Source organism: Micrococcus sp. HOU01, assembly GCF_035609305.1.
Classification (GTDB): domain Bacteria; phylum Actinomycetota; class Actinomycetes; order Actinomycetales; family Micrococcaceae; genus Micrococcus; species Micrococcus luteus.
Window position 1 is genome coordinate 306537 of sequence record NZ_CP141211.1, and the last position, 19627, is coordinate 326163.

18 protein-coding genes are annotated in these 19627 nt (G+C 72.8%); 11 read left to right on the plus strand and 7 right to left on the minus strand.

Going from position 1 to position 19627, the window contains the following annotated elements; all coding sequences use genetic code 11:
• Positions 1 to 60 precede the first annotated feature (60 nt).
• The 3 genes from SOY78_RS01450 to SOY78_RS01460 are packed head-to-tail and all read left to right on the plus strand — an operon-like array spanning position 61 to position 3866.
• Positions 61 to 840, plus strand: a complete 780-nt coding sequence (locus SOY78_RS01450) for an ATP-binding cassette domain-containing protein (protein ID WP_324701680.1) — start codon at positions 61 to 63, stop codon at positions 838 to 840.
• The gene (locus SOY78_RS01455; protein ID WP_036382329.1) at positions 840 to 3299 is read left to right on the plus strand and encodes a YhgE/Pip family protein; all 2460 of its coding nucleotides are present in this window, start codon (positions 840 to 842) and stop codon (positions 3297 to 3299) included. Before SOY78_RS01450 ends, SOY78_RS01455 begins: the two co-directional genes overlap by 1 nt.
• 6 nt (positions 3300 to 3305) lie before the next feature.
• Complete coding sequence (locus tag SOY78_RS01460; RefSeq protein WP_036382331.1) at positions 3306 to 3866, plus strand: GNAT family N-acetyltransferase; 561 nt, start codon at positions 3306 to 3308, stop codon at positions 3864 to 3866.
• Positions 3867 to 3878: 12 nt separating this feature from the next.
• Here SOY78_RS01460 and SOY78_RS01465 read toward each other — a convergent pair whose 3' ends face one another.
• Positions 3879 to 4409 carry an SgcJ/EcaC family oxidoreductase gene (locus SOY78_RS01465; protein WP_036382333.1) on the minus strand — a complete coding sequence of 177 codons (531 nt, stop codon included), beginning with the start codon at positions 4407 to 4409 and terminating at the stop codon, positions 3879 to 3881.
• Positions 4410 to 4438: 29 nt separating this feature from the next.
• Entirely contained in the window at positions 4439 to 4579 is a 141-nt protein-coding gene (locus tag SOY78_RS01470) for a hypothetical protein (protein WP_179288595.1), read from the minus strand.
• Positions 4580 to 4886: 307 nt separating this feature from the next.
• Between SOY78_RS01470 and SOY78_RS01475 the strand changes: the two genes are divergently transcribed.
• From SOY78_RS01475 to SOY78_RS01485, 3 genes are read left to right on the plus strand one after another with little or no spacing between them, the layout of a single operon-like run.
• On the plus strand, positions 4887 to 6137 hold the full coding sequence (locus SOY78_RS01475; RefSeq protein WP_036382336.1) for a polysaccharide deacetylase family protein: 1251 nt from the start codon (positions 4887 to 4889) through the stop codon (positions 6135 to 6137).
• A 10-nt stretch (positions 6138 to 6147) separates the two neighbouring features.
• A complete protein-coding gene (locus SOY78_RS01480) occupies positions 6148 to 6702 on the plus strand; it encodes a TIGR03086 family metal-binding protein (RefSeq protein ID WP_036382338.1) in 555 nt (184 codons plus the stop codon).
• 39 nt (positions 6703 to 6741) lie between these two features.
• A complete protein-coding gene (locus SOY78_RS01485) occupies positions 6742 to 7050 on the plus strand; it encodes a hypothetical protein (RefSeq protein ID WP_036382387.1) in 309 nt (102 codons plus the stop codon).
• Positions 7051 to 7067: 17 nt separating this feature from the next.
• On the opposite strand, the gene SOY78_RS01490 is transcribed toward SOY78_RS01485, so the two are convergent.
• From SOY78_RS01490 to SOY78_RS01505, 4 genes are all read right to left on the minus strand, one after another.
• Positions 7068 to 7865 carry a TVP38/TMEM64 family protein gene (locus tag SOY78_RS01490; RefSeq protein ID WP_036382340.1) on the minus strand — a complete coding sequence of 266 codons (798 nt, stop codon included), beginning with the start codon at positions 7863 to 7865 and terminating at the stop codon, positions 7068 to 7070.
• A 162-nt stretch (positions 7866 to 8027) separates the two neighbouring features.
• Positions 8028 to 8885: a GTP pyrophosphokinase gene (locus SOY78_RS01495; RefSeq protein WP_063189389.1), complete on the minus strand. Its 858-nt coding sequence runs from the start codon at positions 8883 to 8885 to the stop codon at positions 8028 to 8030.
• A 65-nt stretch (positions 8886 to 8950) separates the two neighbouring features.
• The gene (locus tag SOY78_RS01500; protein ID WP_036382344.1) at positions 8951 to 9406 is read right to left on the minus strand and encodes an acyl-CoA thioesterase; all 456 of its coding nucleotides are present in this window, start codon (positions 9404 to 9406) and stop codon (positions 8951 to 8953) included.
• Positions 9403 to 10872 (minus strand): FAD-binding oxidoreductase, encoded by a 1470-nt coding sequence (locus tag SOY78_RS01505; protein ID WP_231866295.1) that lies wholly within the window; start codon positions 10870 to 10872, stop codon positions 9403 to 9405. The genes SOY78_RS01500 and SOY78_RS01505 overlap by 4 nt, the downstream gene beginning before the upstream one ends.
• Positions 10873 to 10952: 80 nt before the next feature.
• Between SOY78_RS01505 and SOY78_RS01510 the strand changes: the two genes are divergently transcribed.
• The 3 genes from SOY78_RS01510 to SOY78_RS01520 all read left to right on the plus strand — a co-directional run bounded on the left by SOY78_RS01510 (position 10953) and on the right by SOY78_RS01520 (position 13891).
• The gene (locus SOY78_RS01510) at positions 10953 to 11615 is read left to right on the plus strand and encodes a GNAT family N-acetyltransferase (RefSeq protein WP_020622112.1); all 663 of its coding nucleotides are present in this window, start codon (positions 10953 to 10955) and stop codon (positions 11613 to 11615) included.
• A gap of 1 nt (position 11616) precedes the next feature.
• Positions 11617 to 12987, plus strand: coding sequence for a glutaminase A (gene glsA, locus SOY78_RS01515; protein WP_063189390.1), 1371 nt, complete (start codon positions 11617 to 11619; stop codon positions 12985 to 12987).
• Between the two features lie 124 nt (positions 12988 to 13111).
• The gene (locus SOY78_RS01520; protein WP_063189392.1) at positions 13112 to 13891 is read left to right on the plus strand and encodes a Pr6Pr family membrane protein; all 780 of its coding nucleotides are present in this window, start codon (positions 13112 to 13114) and stop codon (positions 13889 to 13891) included.
• Between the two features lie 141 nt (positions 13892 to 14032).
• On the opposite strand, the gene SOY78_RS01525 is transcribed toward SOY78_RS01520, so the two are convergent.
• Positions 14033 to 14698 carry an SDR family oxidoreductase gene (locus SOY78_RS01525; RefSeq protein ID WP_144786548.1) on the minus strand — a complete coding sequence of 222 codons (666 nt, stop codon included), beginning with the start codon at positions 14696 to 14698 and terminating at the stop codon, positions 14033 to 14035.
• Between the two features lie 392 nt (positions 14699 to 15090).
• On the opposite strand from SOY78_RS01525, the gene cas3 reads away from it, so the two are divergent.
• Together cas3 and casA are read left to right on the plus strand one after the other, a co-directional pair.
• Entirely contained in the window at positions 15091 to 17928 is a 2838-nt protein-coding gene (gene cas3, locus SOY78_RS01530; protein ID WP_317676668.1) for a CRISPR-associated helicase Cas3', read from the plus strand.
• On the plus strand, positions 17925 to 19601 hold the full coding sequence (gene casA, locus SOY78_RS01535) for a type I-E CRISPR-associated protein Cse1/CasA (RefSeq protein WP_317676670.1): 1677 nt from the start codon (positions 17925 to 17927) through the stop codon (positions 19599 to 19601). The genes cas3 and casA overlap by 4 nt, the downstream gene beginning before the upstream one ends.
• The last annotated feature ends 26 nt before the right edge of the window (positions 19602 to 19627 follow it).

The following is a 19627-nucleotide window of genomic DNA, read 5'->3' on the forward strand; positions in this document are numbered from 1 at the left end:
GTGCCGATGGTATTGAATACCGATGGTATTGAATCCGCCTCGACTCGGCAAAGAGGGCCCATGTCTTCCGCTCCCACCGACGCCGATCACCATGGCCCCGCCCCCGTCCCGGCGCACCTCGACGACCTCCCGCCCGCCACCCTCGTGGCGCGCGGTCTGACCCTGCGCGGCGGTCGCGGGCCGGTGTTCGGCCCCCTCGACCTCGTGCTGCCCCCGCAGACCCACCTGGCCGTGCTCGGAACCCAGGGCTCGGGCCGCTCGGCCCTGCTGCTCGCCCTCACGGGGCGCCTGCAGGGCGTGCGGGGCGAGCTCGTGCTCACGGGCGGCCCCGTGGACGTCGCCCTGGACGGCACGGAGCGGCCCGCCGCCCGTGCGTACCGGCCCCCGATCGACGCCGCGCGCCACCCGCACGCCCTCTGCGCCCGCACCGCCGTCGCCCACACCACCGACCTGGTGGAGCTCGAGCCGGCGCTGACCGCGGCCGAGGTCGTGGACGAGCGCTGCCTCGCCGACGGCGTGCGCCGCCGCGCCGGCCGCGCGCGCTTCGCCCTCCTCGCGGACGCGGTGAGGCTGACCGTGGCGCCGGAGGCCGTCGTCAGGGAGCTGTCCGCGCCCGATCGCGCGCTGCTGGCCGCCGTCGTCGCCTGCCTGCGCCCGGCCCGCCTCGTCACCTTCGACGACGTGGACGCCACCCTGACCCTCGATGAGCTGGCCGCGCTCCACGCGGCCCTGGACGTCCTCAAGGACCACGGCCACCCGTTCGCGGTGAGCGCCGTGGCCTCCGCGCCCGTGCCGCGCGACGCCGTCGTCCTCACCCTGCCCCCCGTCCGGGAGAACTGATGCTGTTCCGCTACGAGCTGCGACGCTTCCGCCGTGGCCTGCCCCTGCTCGCCCTGCTGTTCATCTTCCTCGTCCCCGCCATCTACGGCGCCCTCTACCTGTCCGCGAACTGGGACCCCTACGGGGCCATGGACCGTCTGCCGGTGGCGATCGTCAACGAGGACGAACCCGTCCAGCGCGGCGACACCACGCTGCGCACCGGCGCGGACATGACCGAACGCCTCAAGGACGACCGCGCCTTCGACTGGCGCGAGACCACGCGCGAGGAGGCCGAGGAGGGACTGCGGGAGGGCCGGTACTACCTCGTCCTGGAGATCCCCGCCGAGCTCAGTCGTGACCTCGTCAGCCCCGAGGGCGGCGGGACACCGCGGCAGGCGCAGATCACCCTGCGCCGAGACGACGCCAACGGCTTCGTGATCGGCTCCGTCACGAACGCGAGCCAGGCCAAGGTCGAGGCCGCCGTGAACCGGTCCGCGATCGAGGCGTACTTCGAGGCCGTCTTCTCCAGCCTCGGCGAGCTGCGGTCGGGCATGGTGGACGCCGCCGACGGCGCCGCGCAGCTGGCCGACGGCACGGCCTCCGCGGAGGACGGCGCGAGCCAGCTGGAGGACGGGATCGTCCAGGCCCACGACGGCTCGGGCAAGCTGGCCGAGGGCGCGGGCCAGCTCGCCACGGGTGCGGGTGACCTCGCGGACGGCGCCGCCCAGGCCGACGACGGCGCCCAGCGACTCGCCGAGGGCGCCGCATCCGCGCAGGACGGGGCCGGCCGCCTGGCCGACGGGCTCGACCAGGCGCGCGAGGGATCCCAGGCCCTCGCCGACGGAGCCGGGCAGCTCGCCGAGAACGCCCCCGCCCTGCGTCAGGGCGCCACGGACCTCTCCGACGGGCTGGCCCAACTGCAGACCGGATCGGCCGAGCTCACCGACGGCGCCACGCAGGTGGCCGACGGCACCCAGCAGCTCTACGACACGGTGATCCCCGGCCTGGACCAGGTGATCGAGCGGCAGGACGCGGTGGCCGCCGACGTCGCCGCGGTGGACGAGGACGTCCAGCGGGTCGCCGAGGTGGCCGGCACGGCCGAGGACGGCGCGGGCGCCCGCATCGCCGACGCGCAGGCCGCCCTGGCCGAGCTCGCCGAAGAGGACCCGACGCTCGCCGAGTCCGAGCAGTACGCCGCGCTCCAGGAGGCGCTCACCGGCGCGGACGAGCGGGTGACCGCCGTCGCCGGCCGCGCCGAGGAGGCCGCCGCGACCTCCGCGGCCGCCAACGAGCGCGTCCAGGGCTTCGTCGAGGACGACGTCGCCGCCTCCGCCAAGGCGGATCTGACGGACCTCAACGACGGCGCCCACGCCGTGGCCGCGGGCGCGGAGAAGCTGCAGGGCGGGATCGGTGAGGCGAAGGACGGGGCCGACTCCCTCGCCGACGGCGCCGGGAAGTTCGCGGACGGCCTCGAGCAGCTGGGCTCCGGCGCGACCGAGCTCGACGGCGGCCTGGCCCAGCTCCAGGACGGCGCCGGGGAGCTGCAGTCCGGCCTCGGCGAGCTGACGGACGGGGCGACCACCCTCGCCGAGGGCAACGCCGCGCTCCACGACGGGGCGCTGACCCTGCAGGACGGTGCGGGCCAGCTGGAGTCCGGCGCCACCGAGCTCGACGACGGCCTGGCCCAGCTCCAGGACGGCGCCGGGGAGCTGCACACCGGCCTCGGCACCCTCGACGACGGCGCCCACGAGCTCGCCTCCGGGCTCTCCGACGGCGTCGACCGCGTCCCCGCCCTGACCGAGGACGAGCGGGACGAGGCCGCCCTGGTGATGTCCCGGCCGGTGGAGGCCGTGATGCAGGTGGACAACTCCGCGGAGGTCTACGGCCGCGGCATGGCGCCGATGTTCTTCTCCATCGCGCTGTGGGTGTTCGGCATCGCCGCGTTCAACATCATGCGGCCCATCAGCGGGCGGCTGCTGGCCGGGCGCCGCAACCCGGTGGCGATCGCGCTGGCCGCGTGGCTGCCCGTGGGCATCGTGGCCGTGGGCGGCGGCCTGCTCATGCTGGCCGCCACGCTGCCGCTGGGCCTGGCCCCCGTCCACCCGGTGCGGGCCGTGGCCCTGACGGTGCTCGTGGCCGTGGTGTTCTCCCTCATCGCGCACCTGGTGCAGACGGCGCTCGGCACCCCCGGTTCGGCGCTGCTGCTGGTCCTGCTGATCCTGCAGCTGGCCTCCACCGGCGGCACCTACCCGGCCGAGGTGCTGCCCGGCTTCTTCCAGGCGCTGCACCCGTTCATGCCGATGAGCTACTCCATCGAGGCGTTCCGCAACGCGATCTCCGGCGGTCTGGACCAGCGCTTCTGGGTGCCGGTGGTCGTGCTGATGGGCATCGGGGCGGCGGCGCTCGCCCTGGACGTGCTCGTGGTGCGGCGCCGGCGTCGGTTCCGCATGAAGGACCTGCACCCCGCGCTGCAGGCCTGAGCGGGGATGACTTCCGCACCCCGCGCCGCCGTCGTCCGTCCGGCCCGCCCCGAGGACGCGCCCGCGATCGCCGCGATCGCCGCGGCCACCTTCCCGGACGCCTCCCCGGCCTCGCTGCCGCGTGCCGCGGTGGACGCGCACATCGCGCTGCACCTGAGCGAGGCGGCCGTGGCCGCGTGGATCGCGGACCCGGAGCGGATCGTGCTCGTGGGCGCCGCGGCCGACGCCCCGGAGACCCTGCTCGGCTACGCCATGTACGAGACCGCCGCGACCCCCGAGGCACCCGTCACGGAGCGGCTCGGCGACGTGCCGGCCGGCCACCTCTCGAAGCTGTACGTGCTCGCCGAGGGGCGCGGCACCGGGCTGGCCGAGGCCCTCGTGCACGACGGCGTCGAGCGGCTGAGGCGGCTGGGGTTCCGGCACGTGTGGCTCGGCACGAACGCGCAGAACACACGGGCCAACCGGTTCTACGAGCGCCTTGGCTTCGCGACGATCGGGGCGCGGCAGTTCGTGGTCGGCGGGGAGCGCGTCGAGGACGACTGGGTGCGGCTGCTGACGGTGGAGTGAGCCCGCCGCCGCTCAGCAGGCCTCCGGGCCGTCGGGGTCGTCGTCGGGATCGATCCACGCCGACGGGTGGTAGTGCACCGCGGCCAGCCCGTCGTCGTCGGCCAGGTGGGTCTGCGCCTCGGGCACGGAGTCCGTGTTCTGCCCGGCTACCGCCTCCCACGCCCCGGCCTCGGTGCGGCGCACCACGAGCAGCAGGACGCCGGTGCGCTCGCCGGCCTCGTCGCCGTCGGGCGCGGTCTGCCCCGTCATGGTCCACGGCGCATGCACCACCGCCACGTCCCCGAGCTCGCGCACGCGCACCTGCCCGAGCACGAGCCGGGAGGCCGGGAACATCCAGCGGAAGCCGAGCGCGTGGTTCACCCGGATCTGCCGCCGCCGCGTCCACCACACACCCACCACGTTCACGAAGTCCGCGTCCTCGGCGAACAGGTCGGCGAGCGCGTCGGCGTCGGCGGCGTTCCAGGCGGCCGCGAAGGCCTCGGCCACCGCGGCGGGGCCGGTCGGTCGGGCCGCGACGTCGGCGGTGGGGTCCGCGGGGGGCATGGCTGCTCCTGGATCGGGGAAGGGCGGGTTCAGCGGGCGGGCCCGTAGGCCAGCATCAGCACGACGGCGGCGAACAGCACCGCCATCACGGCCAGGACCGTGAGCACGGCGCGCAGGGCCGCACGCATGCGCGGGTCGGCCGGGGGTGGCGCATCCGGACGTCGGGTCACGCTCGCCAGTGTGGCACGCGGCACGGCGCGAGGGGCGCGTGCGTCGGCGCGCGTCGAAGGCTCCTCCCAGCCGGCGCTCAGTCGACGCTGACGCTGCGGATGTGGTTGCTGAACACGAAGCGGTCGAACATGGTCCGCGCCGAGCTCGGGTCGTCCGCGTGACCACTCTGGGCCGTCTACGGCGGATCGAGCCCCGCCGCCGGCCGGCCTCCCATGCCCGGCCGGTTCCCACCTCCACCCGCCCGGCAGGGGTGGTCTCGGGCCGGGCGGCCTTGGGATGATGGGTGCCCCCGGAGAAAGGTGCCCGATGCCCCCGCCCGTGCCGCAGCCGACCCGTCGACAGATGCTCCTGGCCGGTTCCGCCCTGCTCGGATCAGGACTGCTGGCCGCCTGCGGGCAGGACGGGGAGGACGCGGCGTCGTCGTCCGTGCCGACCTCGTCCGCGCCCACCTCCGCCGCCCCCGCTGGTCCGCCACCCGCCGGCGACCCGGTGGCCTGGCCGGACGTGGCCCGGGTGCCGCACCTGTTCTTCCACTCCCTGGTGGTGGACCCGGCCCGCGCCTTCGACGGCGACGACAAGGCCGGCGGCTACCTGGACTTCATGGTCACGGTGGACGAGTTCGACGCCGTCATCCGGCAGGTCTACGAGCGCGGCTACGTGCTGGTCTCCCCGCACGAGCTGTACGAGGTGGGGGAGGACGACGTCGTGCGCCCGAAGACCCTCATGGTCCCCGAGGGCCGGACCCCGCTGATCCTCTCCCTGGACGACTGCTCGTACTACCTCTACATGGACGGCGACGGCTTCGCGGACCGCCTGATCGTGGCCGAGGACGGCCGCGTCCGCAACGAGTACACGGACGCCGAGGGCACCACGCACGTCGGGGCGTTCGACGTCGTCCCGCGTCTGGACGAGTTCCTCGCCGAGCACCCGGACTTCAGCCTCAACGGCGCCCGCGGCGTGCTGGCCATGACCGGCTACGACGGCGTGTTCGGCTACCGCACCTCGGCCCGCGAGTTCGGGGACAGCCCCACGTTCGACGCCGACGTCGCGGCCGCCACCGAGGTCGCCGACGCGCTCAAGGACAGCGGCTGGGAGTTCGCCTCCCACACGTGGGGCCACCGGACGGTGCCGAAGCTGACCATGGAGGAGCTCGAATTCGACATGGGGCACTGGCACGAGGAGGTCGAGCCGATCCTCGGCCCCACGGACATGCTCATCTACCCGTTCGGCGCGGACGTCACCGGCCCCGGCACGTACACGGAGGACAACGAGCGGTACCGCTACTTCCGCGAGCTCGGCTACCGCTCCTTCTTCCTCGTGGACGGCACCTCCAAGGCGTGGGGCCAGCTCGAGCCCGGCTACTACCGCGGCTCGCGCATCAACGTGGACGGCATCAGCCTCGCCGCGGCCGTCTCGGGCGAGCGGCCCGTGCTGGAGGAGTTCTTCGACCCCCGGTCCGTCCTGGACCCGGCCCGCCCCGAGTCCATCCGTGGCCCGAAGGCGCCGAGCCCGGCGCCGTCGTCGTCCGCCGCGGCCCCGAGAACCCCGCGACCCTGAGGAGAGCACCATGTCCATCCCCGCCACCGAGGTCGAGGCCCGCTGGAACGCGGCCGCCGAGCCGTTCACCGCCGTCGTCCGGGAGGTGCGGGACTGGGACGCGGCCACCCCGTGCGAGGGCTGGGACGCGCTGGACCTGCTGGACCACGTGATCGCCGGCCAGCGCGACTTCGCCGCCCGTCAGGGCCGGGAGGTGCCCCTCTTCGACGGCTCCCGCCAGCAGATGGCCACCCAGTGGGCCAAGCACGCCGCCGCCATGTCCGCCCTCGCCGGTGACGAGGAGTTCATCATGCGGCCCATGAAGACCGCGCTGGGGGAGATGACCGTGGGCGAGGCGTTGATCCGCTTCCACGCGTTCGACCTGATCGTGCACCGTTGGGACCTGGCCCGCTCGCAGGGCGTGGACGCGCGGTTCACGGACGCGGAGATCGACTGCGTGGAGGAGTCGCTGGAGCTGTTCGGCGACGCCGCCTACACGCCCGGCATCCTGGGCGAGCCCGTCCCCGTGGCTGACGACGCCGACCGGCAGACCCGCCTGCTCGGTCGCCTGGGCCGTCGGAGCTGAGACCCGGGCAGGACCCGTCCTCGAACCGCAGGAGGCACCGTGAGCGAGTCCACCGGTTTCAGCGCCGCGGAGCAGGCCGCGATCGCCGAGCGCGCGCAGGAGCTGCGCGCCCAGCGCGGCGGCAGGAAGAAGGCCGACGCCCTGCAGGACCTGCTGGCGAAGATCGAGGAGATGCCCGAGCAGGACCGCGCCATGGCGGTGGGGGTGCACCGGATCGTCACGGAGGTGGCCCCGGAGCTCGAACCCCGCACCTGGTACGGCATGCCCGCCTACGCGCGCGGCACGGACGTGCTCGTGTTCCTGCAGGTCAGCAGCAAGTTCGGCGTGCGGTACACAACCCTCGGCTGACGTCCGGCGCAGAGTGGTCACGACACGCCGCGTCGCGCACGCGGAGACGGCGTGTCCTGACCACTCCGCGGGCTTTCCGGCCCCTCCGAGCCCGCCGGCCCCTCCGCGGCCCGGGCTGCCCGTCGCCAGCGCCGCACCGCCCACAGGGTCAGACCGCCCACGGCGAGCCAGCCCACCCCGAGCAGCACGCCGTTCACGACGCCCGGGCGCACCGCGAACGCCCCCATCGCCACGAGGGAGAGCTGCCCGGGGATCACGCCGACCGCGGTGGAGCCGGCGAAGATCCCCAGCGGCACGGCGAGCGCGCCCGCCCCGTAGTTCACGGGCCAGTACGGCAGCCCCGGGGCGACGCGCAGGGTCAGCAGGGCGAGGAACCCGGTGTCCTCGAGCCGCCGCTCCACGGTCCCGGCGTGGCGGCCGAGCCAGCGCAGGACCACCTCGCGCCCGACCGCGCGCGCGATGCCGTACGCCCCGAGCGAGCCCAGCAGGGCCCCGACCACGGACAGCACCGTCCCCTCGATCGCGCCGAAGAGCACACCGGCGGTGACCGCCATGATCGTCACGGGGATGGGGGTGAGCGCCACGGCCGCGTACAGCACGGTGAACGCGAGCCAGCTCCACCAGCCGAAGCCGTCCAGCTGGGCGCGCAGCTCGTCCACACCGGGCAGGCGCACGGTGAGTGCCAGCCACACGAACGCCGCCACCACGAGGACGAGGGCGGCGGTGCGCAGGATCGACACCCCGCGGTGCCCGGTGCGGGCGGGCAGGGTGGAGGCGGCGCCGGAGTCGCGCGGCGGCACGGCGGTGGAGGGCATCGGCTCAGGCTACCGGCAGCCGCTCCCTCCGCATGTCCTCCCTGGTCTGCGGTCACGCCCTGCTCGGCTTCGGCGGATCACACGCGTGTGACTCATCCACACCTGTGGACAACTCTGTGGAGAACCCTGTGCACGCGGCCCGCCAGGTGTGGACGGAGGGGCTCAGACGGTGGACGCGCCGGGCGCGTCGTCACCCGGCCGCGCCTCGCCCGGCCGCGCCTCGCCCGGCCCTGCCGCCGGCTCGTCCTCGAAGGCGGGACCGCCGTCGTCCTCCCAGGCCGCGGCGGCGTCGTCGTCCCTGTCGGTCTCCTGCACCTGGTCGTGCAGGCGCTCCATGCGGGTGTCCAGGTCCGCGGCCACGCGGGCGGCGGCCACGAGCTCGGTCGCGATGTCCGGGGGCACGCCGCCGTCGAACTTGTAGTTGATCTTGTGCTCGAGCGTGGCCCAGAAGTCCATGGCGCTCGTGCGGAACTGCATCTCCACGGTCACCTGGATCGTGCCGGTGGACAGGTGGATCGGCACCTGCACGAGGCAGTGCAGGCTGCGGTAGCCGGAAGGCTTGGGTCGGGAGATGTAGTCCTCCACCTCGAGCACCCGGATGTCCGGCTGCTGCGTGAACTGGCGGAACACGCGGTACACGTCCCGGGCGAAGCTGACGATCACGCGCGCCCCGGCGATGTCCGTGACGTTGGTGCGCAGCGCGTCCAGGTCCAGGGACAGCCCGCGGGCGGAGGCCTTGCGCAGGATCGACTCCGGCGACTTCACCCGCGTGACGATGTGCTCGATGGGGTTGTAGTCGTGCAGGTGCGTGAACTCGTCCCGCAGCACCTCGAGCCGCGCCTCCACCTGGAGCAGGGCCGAGCGGTACTCGAGGTCGAAACGCTCGACGTCCTTGCGCAGCCGATCCAACGCCACGGACATCACGGGGGAGAGCTGCGTCAACGCGGACACGGGGGTGCCGCGCAGCGCCTCGACGTCCGCCGAGGGCACGGGCGCGTCCGGGGAAGGGTCCTGCTCCATGGCCTCAGAGCCTACGGCGGGATCCTGCGAGACGGCTGGCCGTCCACAGGCCCGACGGCGGCCCGTCAGTCCTCGGCGGGGATCAGCACGCGTTCGAAGACGGCGCGCTCCTCGTCGGAGACGGCCACGGGCCGCCCGGCCGCCGGGTCCACCTGCACGAACACGGCGTCGCACAGCACGCAGCGCCGCCCGTCCTGCCACAGCTCGTGGCGCAGCGTGAAGGACGTCCGGCCGATCCGCAGGATCCACACCCGCGCCGTCACCTCGGGCCCGGCGTAGACCACGGGCGCCTCGTACTGGACCTCCATGGACCGCACGACGCGCTGGACGTCCGGGGACGCCGTCGTCGTGGCCCACGCGGCCAGGGCGCGCACGCGCGCCTCCTCGGTGAGGGTGAGCAGGCGGGCGTTGTTGACGTGGCCGTAGCGGTCCTCGTCGGACCAGCGCAGCTGCAGCCCGACCTCGAACGGGGTCGGCGTGCCGGCGTCGGCGGGGGTCTCGGGGGTGGTCGGCTGCGTCACGGGGTGAACACCTTTCCTGGGTTGAGGATGCCGTGCGGGTCGAACACGGCCTTGATGCGCTGCTGGAGGTCGTGCTGGGCGTCGCCGAGCTCGTCCCGCAGGAACGCGCGCTTGAGCAGGCCCACGCCGTGTTCGCCGGTGAGCGTGCCGCCGAGTTCCAGACCCGCGCGGAACAGCTCGCCGGCGGCCTCCCACACGTCCGCCGGAATCGACGCGGCGTCCTCGGCCGCACCGCCCACCTGCGCCGCCGCGCCGAACAGCAGGATCGGGTGCAGGTTGCCGTCCCCGGCGTGGGCCGTGGTGGGGATGGCGACGCCGGTGCGTGCCTCGATCTCACGGATCCGCGCGAACATCTCGGCCATGCGGCTGCGCGGGACGGCCACGTCCTCCACGAGCGGGGTGCCGAGGCGCTCGAGTGCGGGGAACGCGGTGCGGCGCAGGGCCATGAGGGCCTCCCCCTCGGCGGGGTCCACGGTCACGGTGACGTCCCCGCTGTGGGCGCGCATGAGGGCGGCCATGGCCTCCCCGTCCGCCTCGGCGCCGGCGCCGTCGGCCTGCACCAGCAGGAACGCGCCGGACTCGGGCAGGGCGGCCCCGCGCTCGGGCCCCGCGTGCGCGCGCACCGCGGCGAGCGTCGCCTCGTCCATCAGCTCCATCAGGGCGGGCACGTGACCGGCCCCGGTGATCGCCTCGGCCGCGGCGGCGCCCGCGACGACGTCCGGGAAGAACCCGCCGAGCGTCACGGGCACGCCGCGCACGGCCGGCCGCAGCGCCAGCGTCGCGCCCACGATCACGCCGAGCGTGCCCTCCGAGCCGATCATCAGCGCGACCAGGTCGTAGCCGGTCACCCCCTTGACGGTGCGGTGGCCCAGCCGCAGCAGGGTGCCGTCCGCGAGCACCACGTCCAGGCCCAGCACCGCCTCGCGCGTGACGCCGTACTTGGCGCACAGCAGCCCGCCGGCGTTCATCGCGATGTTGCCGCCCACCGTGGAGATGTCCTTCGACGCGGGGTCCGGGGCCCACCACAGCCCGTGCTCGGCGAGCGCGGCGTTCAGCGCCCCGTTGAGGATCCCCGGCTCGACGACGGCCACGCGGTCCGCGGGGGAGACCTCCAGGATCCGGTCCATCGCGGTCATGTCCAGGACGATCTCGCCCGCCCCCGCGACGGCGCCGCCGGCCAACCCCGTGCCCGCTCCGCGGGTGACCAGCGGGGTGCGGGTCCCGTGCGCGATCCGGCACGCGGCCTGCACGTCCTCCACCGTCCGCGCGCGGACCACGGCCAGCGGCGCGGCGGGGGAGCGATGCCCCGAGCGGTCCGCCCGGGCGGCCTCGAGTGCGGCGGCGGAGACGTCCACGCGGCCGGGCAGCTCCGCCTGCAGGCGGGCGACGACGTCGGCGGGCGGGGCGTCCGCGGCAGGCGGGGCGGCGCGGGTCGGGTCGAGGGGTGCGGAGGAGTCCATGTCCACCAGTGTCGCCGATCACACGGGGTGGAACGTGCGTCGGCCGGTCCGATGACGCGCCCGGCCCCGTCCCTAGACTGGCGACCATGACCTCCCCGGACCCCGCTGCGCCGCGCCCCCGCGTCCACGTGCTCACCCTGCGCCCGGGTGGAGCCCGCGAGGACACCGCCCGCCGCGTGGGCGCCGTCCTCGCCGAGGCCTTCGCCACGGACCCGTACACGCTCGGGCTCGTGCCCGAGGACCGGCGCGAGGCCCGCCTCGAGCGCAAGTTCACCGCCGCCGTGCGCCACGGGCTGCGCGCGGGGGCCGACGGCGCCCCGCTCGGCGCCGTGGACGTCGCCGTGGACGCCGACGATGGCACGCTGCTCGGCGCCGCCGTGTGGACCTCCCCCGCCGCACCCCGCGGGGTCGACGTGCCGGGCCTGCTGGCGGGGCTGCCCACCGCCGTCGCCGTCCACGGCCGCCACACCCTCGCCCTGAAGCGGATCCAGGCCGCCTGCGAGCGGGCCCGCCCGGCAGGCCGGCACTGGTACCTTGAGGAGGTCGGCACCGTCCCGTCCGCCCGCGGGCGCGGGGCGGCGAGTGCGCTGGTGCGCCACGGCCAGCGCCGCGCGTCGGGTCTGCCCGTGCACCTCGAGGCGTCCGTGCCCGCCACCGTCCCGTTCTATGAGCGGCTCGGCTTCCGTGCGACCGGCCACGTGCCCGTGCCCGGGGGCGAGCCCCTGACCTGCCTGCGCTGGGAGGCCTGAGATGAGACACCCGATCCCCGACTACCTGGCGAGCCTGGTCACCGAGCTCGGCGCCGTGAACCCGGGCGAGACGGCCCAGTACATCCCCGTGCTCGCGGAGGCGGACCCGGACCGCTTCGGCATCGCGCTGGCCACCCCCACCGGGCGGCTGCACTGCGCGGGCGACGCGGACGTGGAGTTCACCATCCAGTCCGCGTCCAAGCCGTTCACGTACGCGGCCGCGCTCGTGGACCGGGGCTTCGCCGCCGTGGACCGGCAGGTGGGGTTGAACCCCTCGGGCGAGGCCTTCAACGAGCTCTCCCTCGAGGCGGAGTCGCACCGCCCGGACAACGCCATGATCAACGCCGGCGCGCTCGCGGTGCACCAGCTGCTCGTGGGACCGGAGGCGAGCCGGAAGGAGCGGCTGGACCGGGCCGTGGAGATCATGTCCCTGCTCGCCGGGCGTCGGCTCTCGGTGGACTGGGAGACGTACGAGTCCGAGATGGCGGTCTCGGACCGCAACCTCTCCCTGGGGCACATGCTCCGCAGCTACGGGGTGCTGCAGGACTCCGCTGAGGAGATCGTGGCCGGGTACGTGGCGCAGTGCGCCGTGCTCGTCACCGCCAAGGACCTCGCTGTGATGGGCGCGTGTCTGGCGACCGGCGGCATCCACCCGATGACGGGAGAGCGGATGCTGCCGTCCATCGTGGCGCGGCGCGTGGTGTCCGTGATGACCTCCTCCGGCATGTACGACGCCGCCGGGCAGTGGCTCGCCGACGTCGGGATCCCGGCCAAGTCCGGGGTGGCCGGCGGTGTGCTCGGCGCGCTGCCGGGCCGCGTGGGGATCGGCGTGTTCTCGCCGCGCCTGGACGAGGTGGGCAACTCGGCGCGCGGCGTGCTGGCGTGCCGCCGCCTCTCCGAGGACTTCCGGCTGCATCTCATGGACGGGGACAGCCTGGGCGGCACCGCCGTGCGCTTCGTGGAACGCGAGGGTGACCGCGTGTTCCTGCACCTGCAGGGCGTGATCCGGTTCGGCGGCGCCGAGGCGGTGCTGGACGCGCTCACGGACCTGCGCACCGGTGCGGAGAAGCCCGGCACCGGGTGGGACGCCGCCGTCTACCCGCGGTGGCAGGAGGCCGCGGCGGACAGCGCGGCGCTCTCGGCCGCGACCGGCGGCGGGGCGGTGCACGAGGCCGCCGCCGTGGCCGCCCGAGATGAGAACGACGGGCCCATCCGCACCGTGGTGCTCAACCTCACGCGGGTGGACCGGATCGACGACGTCGGCCGACGGCTGATCGCCGAGGGCGTGCGCCGGCTGCAGGCCGACGGCGTGCGCGTGGAGGTCGAGGATCCGGAGCGCATCCTGCCGCTGGAGGAGGCCGGCGCCCACTGAGGCGGCGGGGCGGGCAGGAGGGGGGCGTGGCGGTGTTCTCCGTCTCGCTCCCTTTCGTTCAACTGCTGTTCATGTGACAATGGGCGGTCTCATCCCTTGACCCCGCTGTTCGAGGACGACCCCCATGCCCCTTTCCACCCTCCGCGTCAGCCTGCCCTCCCTCCGCCGCACCCGCCCCGCCCCGCAGGGGGTCCGTGGGCGGATCGCGCACGCCGTCGTGACCCGGCTGCAGCCGCGTCCCGTGCCGCCGGTGGACCGTCGGACCCGCCTGGCGTGGCAGGTCTCGGGGGCACTGCCGCTGATCGGGTGCCTGACCTCGTTCCCCATCGGGATGTCCAAGGACTCCATGGTGATCCCGGGCGTCGGCTATCAGGGCGGGTTCCCCGCGGGCTGGTCCCACGCCCTCAACCAGCCGGCGTACTTCACGTGGCTGTCCAACGCGCTGGTCGCGGGCACGTCGCTGACGCTGGCCGCGCGTCGTGAGGCGCCCACGTCGGACGCGTTCTGGGCCGTGCGCACCGCCGGACTCGGCTCGGTGATGGTCACGGGGATCGTCTACAACGCGGTGCTGCGCGGCCGCGAGCAGGACACCTTCCTCTACCGGTTCAACGACGCGCTGCAGCACATCGTCAACCCCGTGCTCGCCCCGGCGGTGTGGGCGCTGTGCGACCCCCGCGGGCAGATCACGCCGCGGCGCGCCGGGCTGGCCTCGGTCATCCCGCTGATGTGGGCGGCGGCGACCATGGCGCGCGGGCCCCGCATCGACTGGTACCCGTACCCGTTCCTGGACGTGCCGCGGCTCGGCCGACGCAGCGTGGGCGTCGTGCTCGCCGGGATCCTGGCCGGCTTCACCGGGCTCATGGGCGTGCTCGGCACCGTGGACCGCCGCCTCGGCCCGGCCTGAGCGGCCGGCGCCCGGCGCTGGCGGCCGGCGCCCGGCGCTTTCGAACGTGAGATAGGGCCTATCTCACGTTCGAAAGCCCCCATTCGCCCCCTTTCACGTTCGAAAGCGCGGGTGGGCGGGGCTGACGACGGCGGCGGCGCGTCAGTCGCCGCGGACGGCCTCGGCCACGGGCACGTCGCCGTCCACGAAGTCGATCTTCCGGCCCACCGTGCCCGGCTCGCTGAGCACGGCCACGATCGCCCGGGCGACGTTGCCGCGGCTGACCTCACGCTGTGAGGCGTCGGAGTCGGAGAGGTCCGGGTCCACGGTGATGCGGCCGGACGGCTCCTCCTCGGTGAGGGCGCCGGGGCCGAGGATGGTCCAGGCCAGCCCGGAGTCCCGCAGCGCCTCGTCCGCCTCGGCCTTGGCCTGCGCGTAGGTGTAGAAGGGGTCGTCCTCGGGCACGTCGTGGTGCAGGGACGCGCCGAGGTAGGACACCATCACGTAGCGCCGCACGCCCGCGGCCTCGGCGGCGCGCATGCTGGCGACGGCGGCGTCGTGGTCCACGGCCCGGGTGCGCTGGGCGTCCCCGCCGCCCGCGCCCGCGGAGAACACGACGTTGTCCGCGTCGCGCAGCGCGTGGAGCAGCTCCTCCTGGTCCGCCTTCTCGATGTCCAGGACGAGCGGTTCGGCGCCGGCGGCGCGGACGTCCTCGGCGTGATCAGGGTTGCGGATGATCGAGACGACGTCGTGGCCGGCCTCCGCCAGCAGAGGTGCGGCGAGCAGGGCCACCTTGCCGTGGCCGCCGATGATCACGGTGCGGGTCATGGGGATCTCTCCTTCGGTTCGATCGGGTGCTGGACTCCCACAGTAGGGAGAGCCCGACGCCGGTGCGAGGGTGGAGCAGCGTGCGACGACATCGCCGTCGAGGCACCGTCACATCCTGGGCGGGATCCCGGATGGCTCCGGGAGCAGTCGGACCCTCGCGCCCGCCCTCGTACGCAATAGGGCTCATCACCGCGGACGGCGGTGCTCGGCTCGGCCTAATGACCTTCTGCCAGGCACGACACTAATCCCCCTGGCAAGACCTAAAAAGTATTGTGTACGGGGGTCTGGGGGTGGAAAATTGTGGCGCTCCACACAAGTGGGCGCTAGTGTCAGGCATGCGCGGGAGCCGTGCATGAGAAAAGCTGCTGGGCCGGACACGTTAAGGAGGGGGCATGACACCGCGGGCCGGATGGTCCCCGCAGGCACTCAGCCTGTGGGCGAAGACAGGGGCAGAGTCGGAGGAATGGCTGGACCTCCCACGGCACCTGACCGATAGCGCTGCGGTCGGGAAATGGCTCTGGAGCAACTGGCTCTCCCATGGGCTGCGGAGTCGTTTGGACGCCGATCTCGAGCTCCAGGGCGAGGGTGAGGTGCTCGCGGCCTGGCTGGCGGGTGTGCATGACGTCGGCAAGGCGACACCAGCGTTCGCCGCGCAGCTCATGTCGGACCCGAGCCGGAGTGCGTTCGCCATGCGAATCCGCGACGCAGGCCTTCCCCTGGTCAGGCCTGCGGGACCTGCTGATTGGTTCCCTCACGCGGCGGGGAGCCAGGTCGCCGTGAAGCGATGGTTGGTGAGCGAAGGGCTTACCCGGTCGAGATCCGCCGCCGACGCGCTTGCCGCCGTCGCGGGCACGCATCACGGCCTGCCCTCTGCCCGGCCGCATCTGCGCAAGGCCGAAGCTGCGGGCGCAATGGCCCCCGCTTGGACCGAGGTCCAAGATGAGCTTCTGGCTGGTATGACCGAGCGCCTCGGGGCGCGCGCCGTGGTGGAACGGGTCTTGCGAGCGGACGTGACCGCATTCCACCAGATGTTGCTGACCGGGCTTGTCATCATGGCGGATTGGATCGCTTCCAACCCGGACCTCTTCTCCCTGACGCCGGCAGCTGAGGTTGATGAACCGGCGCGTCTGACCCGGGCAATGGGGTGCCTGGAGCTCACGGGGGCGGTCAAGGGCCGATCGTTGCCCACGGAGGCCATGGATGCTTACCAGTCGTCCTTTTCGTGGCCGAATGGGCGGCGACCGTGGCCTGTCCAGGAGGACGTCCTGCGCGTAGCGCGCGAAATGGAGGGGGCTGGCCTTCTCTGCATCGAGGCTCCCATGGGGGTGGGCAAGACTGAGGCCGCGCTGATGGCCGCGCACGTGCTGATGGAGCGTACGGGGAGGAGCGGTGTCATCGTGGCCGCCCCCACGATGGCGACGTCGGACGCGCTCTTCCACAGGGTGCGCGCGTGGACTGAGCGCAACCTCGGTGGGGCTGGACCGGTCTCGCTCGTGCTCGCCCATTCGAAGGCCGCCCTCAATGAGGAAGCCGCCGGCTTGCCACTCGTCGGCATGGGAGCTCGCGGGGTGGGTCTCGATGAACCGGAGGCAGGGTCGCAGTCCGTGGTGGCGCATCAATGGCTGAGCGGGCGGAAGAAGGGCATTCTCTCCTCGGTGGCGGTGGGCACGGTGGACCAGGTGCTCTTCATGGCATTGCAGTCGAAACACATGATGCTGCGGCACTTGGGACTCGCATCCAAGGTGGTGGTCATCGACGAGTGCCACGCCTACGACGCGTACATGAACCAATACCTGGCTCGTTCCCTCCAGTGGCTCGGCGCATACGGCGTGCCGGTGATCCTGCTCTCAGCGACTCTGCCCCCCGCCGTCAAGGATCAGCTTGTGAGCGCGTACGCCTCCGGGAAGCGGGGGGCTCCGTCCCTCGACGCCGTCCCCGACCTGGGTGTGGCATACCCGGTGTTGACCTCGGCGGACGACGCCGGCGTGCGCGCCGTCGCATCAGCCCCATCGGGCAGGCGCTCTGAGGTGCGCTTCGCTCCCGTGTCAGACGACGATGCGACGCTCGCGGAACTGCTCGCCCCCTGCTCTGCCGAGGGTGGGTGCCTGGTGGTCGTTTGCAACACGGTGGCCCGGGCTCAACATGCCTACGCCCTCGCACGCGGGCTCGTCGGAGACGATGCCGTGCTCATGCATTCTCGGTTCATCTCGCGCGACCGTATCGCTCAGGAGTCCGCTCTGGTCGCGGAACTGGGGCCGAGGGCGACTCGGGGTGAGGGGCGCCCTTGGCGTCGGGTCGTCGTCGCTACCCAGGTCGTGGAGCAATCGCTGGACCTCGATTTCGACGGCATGATCACCGACATCGCGCCAATGGACCTCTTGTTGCAGAGATCAGGCCGCGTCTACCGGCACGATCGCCCCGTGCATGACCGCCCTGCGTGGGGCCGAGTGCCGCAGGTATGGGTTAGGGGCGCGGACGATGGAGGATGCGGCCAGACTGCGCCGGTGTTCGACTCCGCGATGGAGACCATCTACCCGCCCGCGATTCTCACTGCGACGTGGGCCGCCTTGGACCTCCACCACGGTGGGCGGGAAGTGTCAGTGCCGACAGAGATTCCGAGCCTGGTCCGCTCGGTCTACACAGACGACGCTGTGGTCCCCGAGGCGTGGCGTGACGGCTGGGCGGTGCAACGGTCTGGCTGGGCGGCAAAACAGGAGGAGTCTCGTCGGCGAGCTGCGAGTTTCCTTCTTCCCGGGGGGCATTCTGCGGAGTCATTCGCCGACCTCTGGGCCGGTCCGGCGGAGGATCCGGCCACGGAGCGCGGCGAGGCCGCCGGCGTGGCTCAGGTCCGAGACACAGAGCCCACGCTTGAGGTCCTGCTCGTCAAGGAGGCCGAGGGCGGCTACGTGCCATGGGGAGCCGGGCCGGACACAGAGGTCATCTTTGCGCAACAGGTGCCTTCGCGACACCAGGCCCGCGCAGTGGCGGAGTGCTCGGTTCGGCTGCCCGCGCGGTTCTCACGGCCGTGGCTTTTCGAAAAGGCCCTGGACGAACTCGAGAGCCGGACCGACCCGGCCTGGCAGCAGTCCCCGCTTCTGCGAGGCCAGCTTCAACTCACGGTGGACGACGAGGGTCGTTCGACCGTAGCCGGCATCCCTTTGCGCTACGACGTGGAACTGGGACTCATCGACGGCGCCCGGAACAGCCCAGCGAACGAAGGAATGCGATGACCGAGTTGACGGTGGAGAGCTTCAACCTGGTGGACCGCCCGTGGGTGCGCGTCCTCACCTTAGACGGATCAGAACGTCTGCTCTCTGTGCGTGAGGTGTTCCAGGAAGCCCGGCGTATCGAACGGATTGCCGGGGAGAGCCCCCAGCAGGACATTGCGGTCCTCAGGGCGCTCCTCGCCGCCTGGTGGAGCGCGCACCGTGACGATCCCCGCTTGTCCGGCTGGAACGCCCGAGACGCGCGCCGATGGTGGCTCGCCCAGTTCACGGGAACCGAGGACGAACAGGGTCTGGCAGTGCTGGACGACTACTGGGAGCGGGTGCGGCCGCGATGGGACCTCCTGGATGCCCGCACCCCGTTCATGCAGGTTGCGGGCTTGCGCACGGCCAAGGATGAGTGGGCGAGTGTGCGCAAACTCGTGCCCGATGCCGAATCCCCCTACTTCACGTTGCGCGCGGGGGCCGCGGCAGAGTCGTTGACCCTCGATGAAGCGGCGCGCTGGCTGGTGCACCTGCATGCCTGGAACTACTCGGGCATCAAATCGGGTGCCGTCGGAGACCCCCGAGTCAAGGGAGGGAGGGGCTATCCCATCGGCACCGGATGGAGCGGCAAGGCCGGGGGAGTCGTCCTTCACGGCCGCAACCTGGCCGAGACGCTCGCCTTGAACACTCCGGTCAAGACCGTGTTCACGCAGGACTCGGCGTCTGACCTGCCCGTATGGGAACGCGAACCGGACACGGCTGCACCCCGAGGTGTCGAAGTGCCGGCAGGGCCTCGAGAACTCCTCACCTGGCAGATCCGCCGCGTCCGGCTACGCGTCGAAGACGGCCGGGTCACCGGCGTGGTGGTGGCGAACGGCGACCGGATCGAGCTCAAGAACACCTTCGCCGATCCGATGACGGCGTACCGGCACAGCGAACCCCAGAGTAAGAAGGCGGGGCACGACGTCTCGATGCCGAAGGCCCACAGCGAATCACGCTCGCTGTGGCGGGGTGTGGAGCCGTTGCTGGTCCGTGACGGCATGGAAGCAGTGAAGACGCGAGATCGCGCACCGGCGACGGTGACCGGCCTGCAGGACGTCCGAGACGCAGTACGGGACGAGGACATGGCCGACCTGGTGGTCGGAGTGGAGCTCGTCGGTGCCGTTTACGGAACCCAAGATGCCGTGGTGACAGCAACAATCCGCGAGGAGATGCCCTTCCGATTGGCCGCCTTGATGGACTCCGACCCCGCGGTGGCGGACACGGTCGTCACCGCCGCGGAGCTGACGATGGATGCTGCCGTCGGGCTTGGCCGACTGGCCGGGAACCTTCACGAGGCCGCCGGCGGGGAGTATGCGTTCGTTCCTGCGGCCACGGAGGCGGCCTTGGCCGGTCTCACGGAGCCGTTCAAGAAGTGGTTGCTCCGCGTCCGGCCCGGGACCGACCTGCTTCAGCTCCGGGACCAGTGGTTCGGTTCCGTCGAGAGGCATCTGCGTGAGCATGGACGGATTCTGGTGAACGGCGCGGGGCCGGTCGCCGCCGTTGGACGGGAGGACGCCGACGGCCGCCTTCATTCCGCACCCACGGCCTGGGCCACATTCGTCCGGGGCCTGCACAAGGCCCTCGACGGGGAGGGTCGGCGGTCCCGTCGTGCAGCCGAAACCGAGCCGGCCCAGCCACGTGGCCAGGCATGACCAGCGCCGATGCGCCCACGATCACC

Coding starts and splice junctions, on each gene's coding strand:
- SOY78_RS01465 (WP_036382333.1), bottom strand. CDS start 4,409: ATGCCCCCCGCGGACCCCACCGCCGACGTCGCGGCCCGACCGACCGGC.
- SOY78_RS01475 (WP_036382336.1), top strand. CDS start 4,887: ATGCCCCCGCCCGTGCCGCAGCCGACCCGTCGACAGATGCTCCTGGCC.
- SOY78_RS01490 (WP_036382340.1), bottom strand. CDS start 7,865: ATGCCCTCCACCGCCGTGCCGCCGCGCGACTCCGGCGCCGCCTCCACC.
- glsA (WP_063189390.1), top strand. CDS start 11,617: ATGAGACACCCGATCCCCGACTACCTGGCGAGCCTGGTCACCGAGCTC.
- SOY78_RS01510 (WP_020622112.1), top strand. CDS start 10,953: ATGACCTCCCCGGACCCCGCTGCGCCGCGCCCCCGCGTCCACGTGCTC.
- SOY78_RS01480 (WP_036382338.1), top strand. CDS start 6,148: ATGTCCATCCCCGCCACCGAGGTCGAGGCCCGCTGGAACGCGGCCGCC.
- cas3 (WP_317676668.1), top strand. CDS start 15,091: ATGACACCGCGGGCCGGATGGTCCCCGCAGGCACTCAGCCTGTGGGCG.
- SOY78_RS01450 (WP_324701680.1), top strand. CDS start 61: ATGTCTTCCGCTCCCACCGACGCCGATCACCATGGCCCCGCCCCCGTC.
- SOY78_RS01525 (WP_144786548.1), bottom strand. CDS start 14,698: ATGACCCGCACCGTGATCATCGGCGGCCACGGCAAGGTGGCCCTGCTC.
- SOY78_RS01520 (WP_063189392.1), top strand. CDS start 13,112: ATGCCCCTTTCCACCCTCCGCGTCAGCCTGCCCTCCCTCCGCCGCACC.
- casA (WP_317676670.1), top strand. CDS start 17,925: ATGACCGAGTTGACGGTGGAGAGCTTCAACCTGGTGGACCGCCCGTGG.
- SOY78_RS01495 (WP_063189389.1), bottom strand. CDS start 8,885: ATGGAGCAGGACCCTTCCCCGGACGCGCCCGTGCCCTCGGCGGACGTC.
- SOY78_RS01460 (WP_036382331.1), top strand. CDS start 3,306: ATGACTTCCGCACCCCGCGCCGCCGTCGTCCGTCCGGCCCGCCCCGAG.
- SOY78_RS01455 (WP_036382329.1), top strand. CDS start 840: ATGCTGTTCCGCTACGAGCTGCGACGCTTCCGCCGTGGCCTGCCCCTG.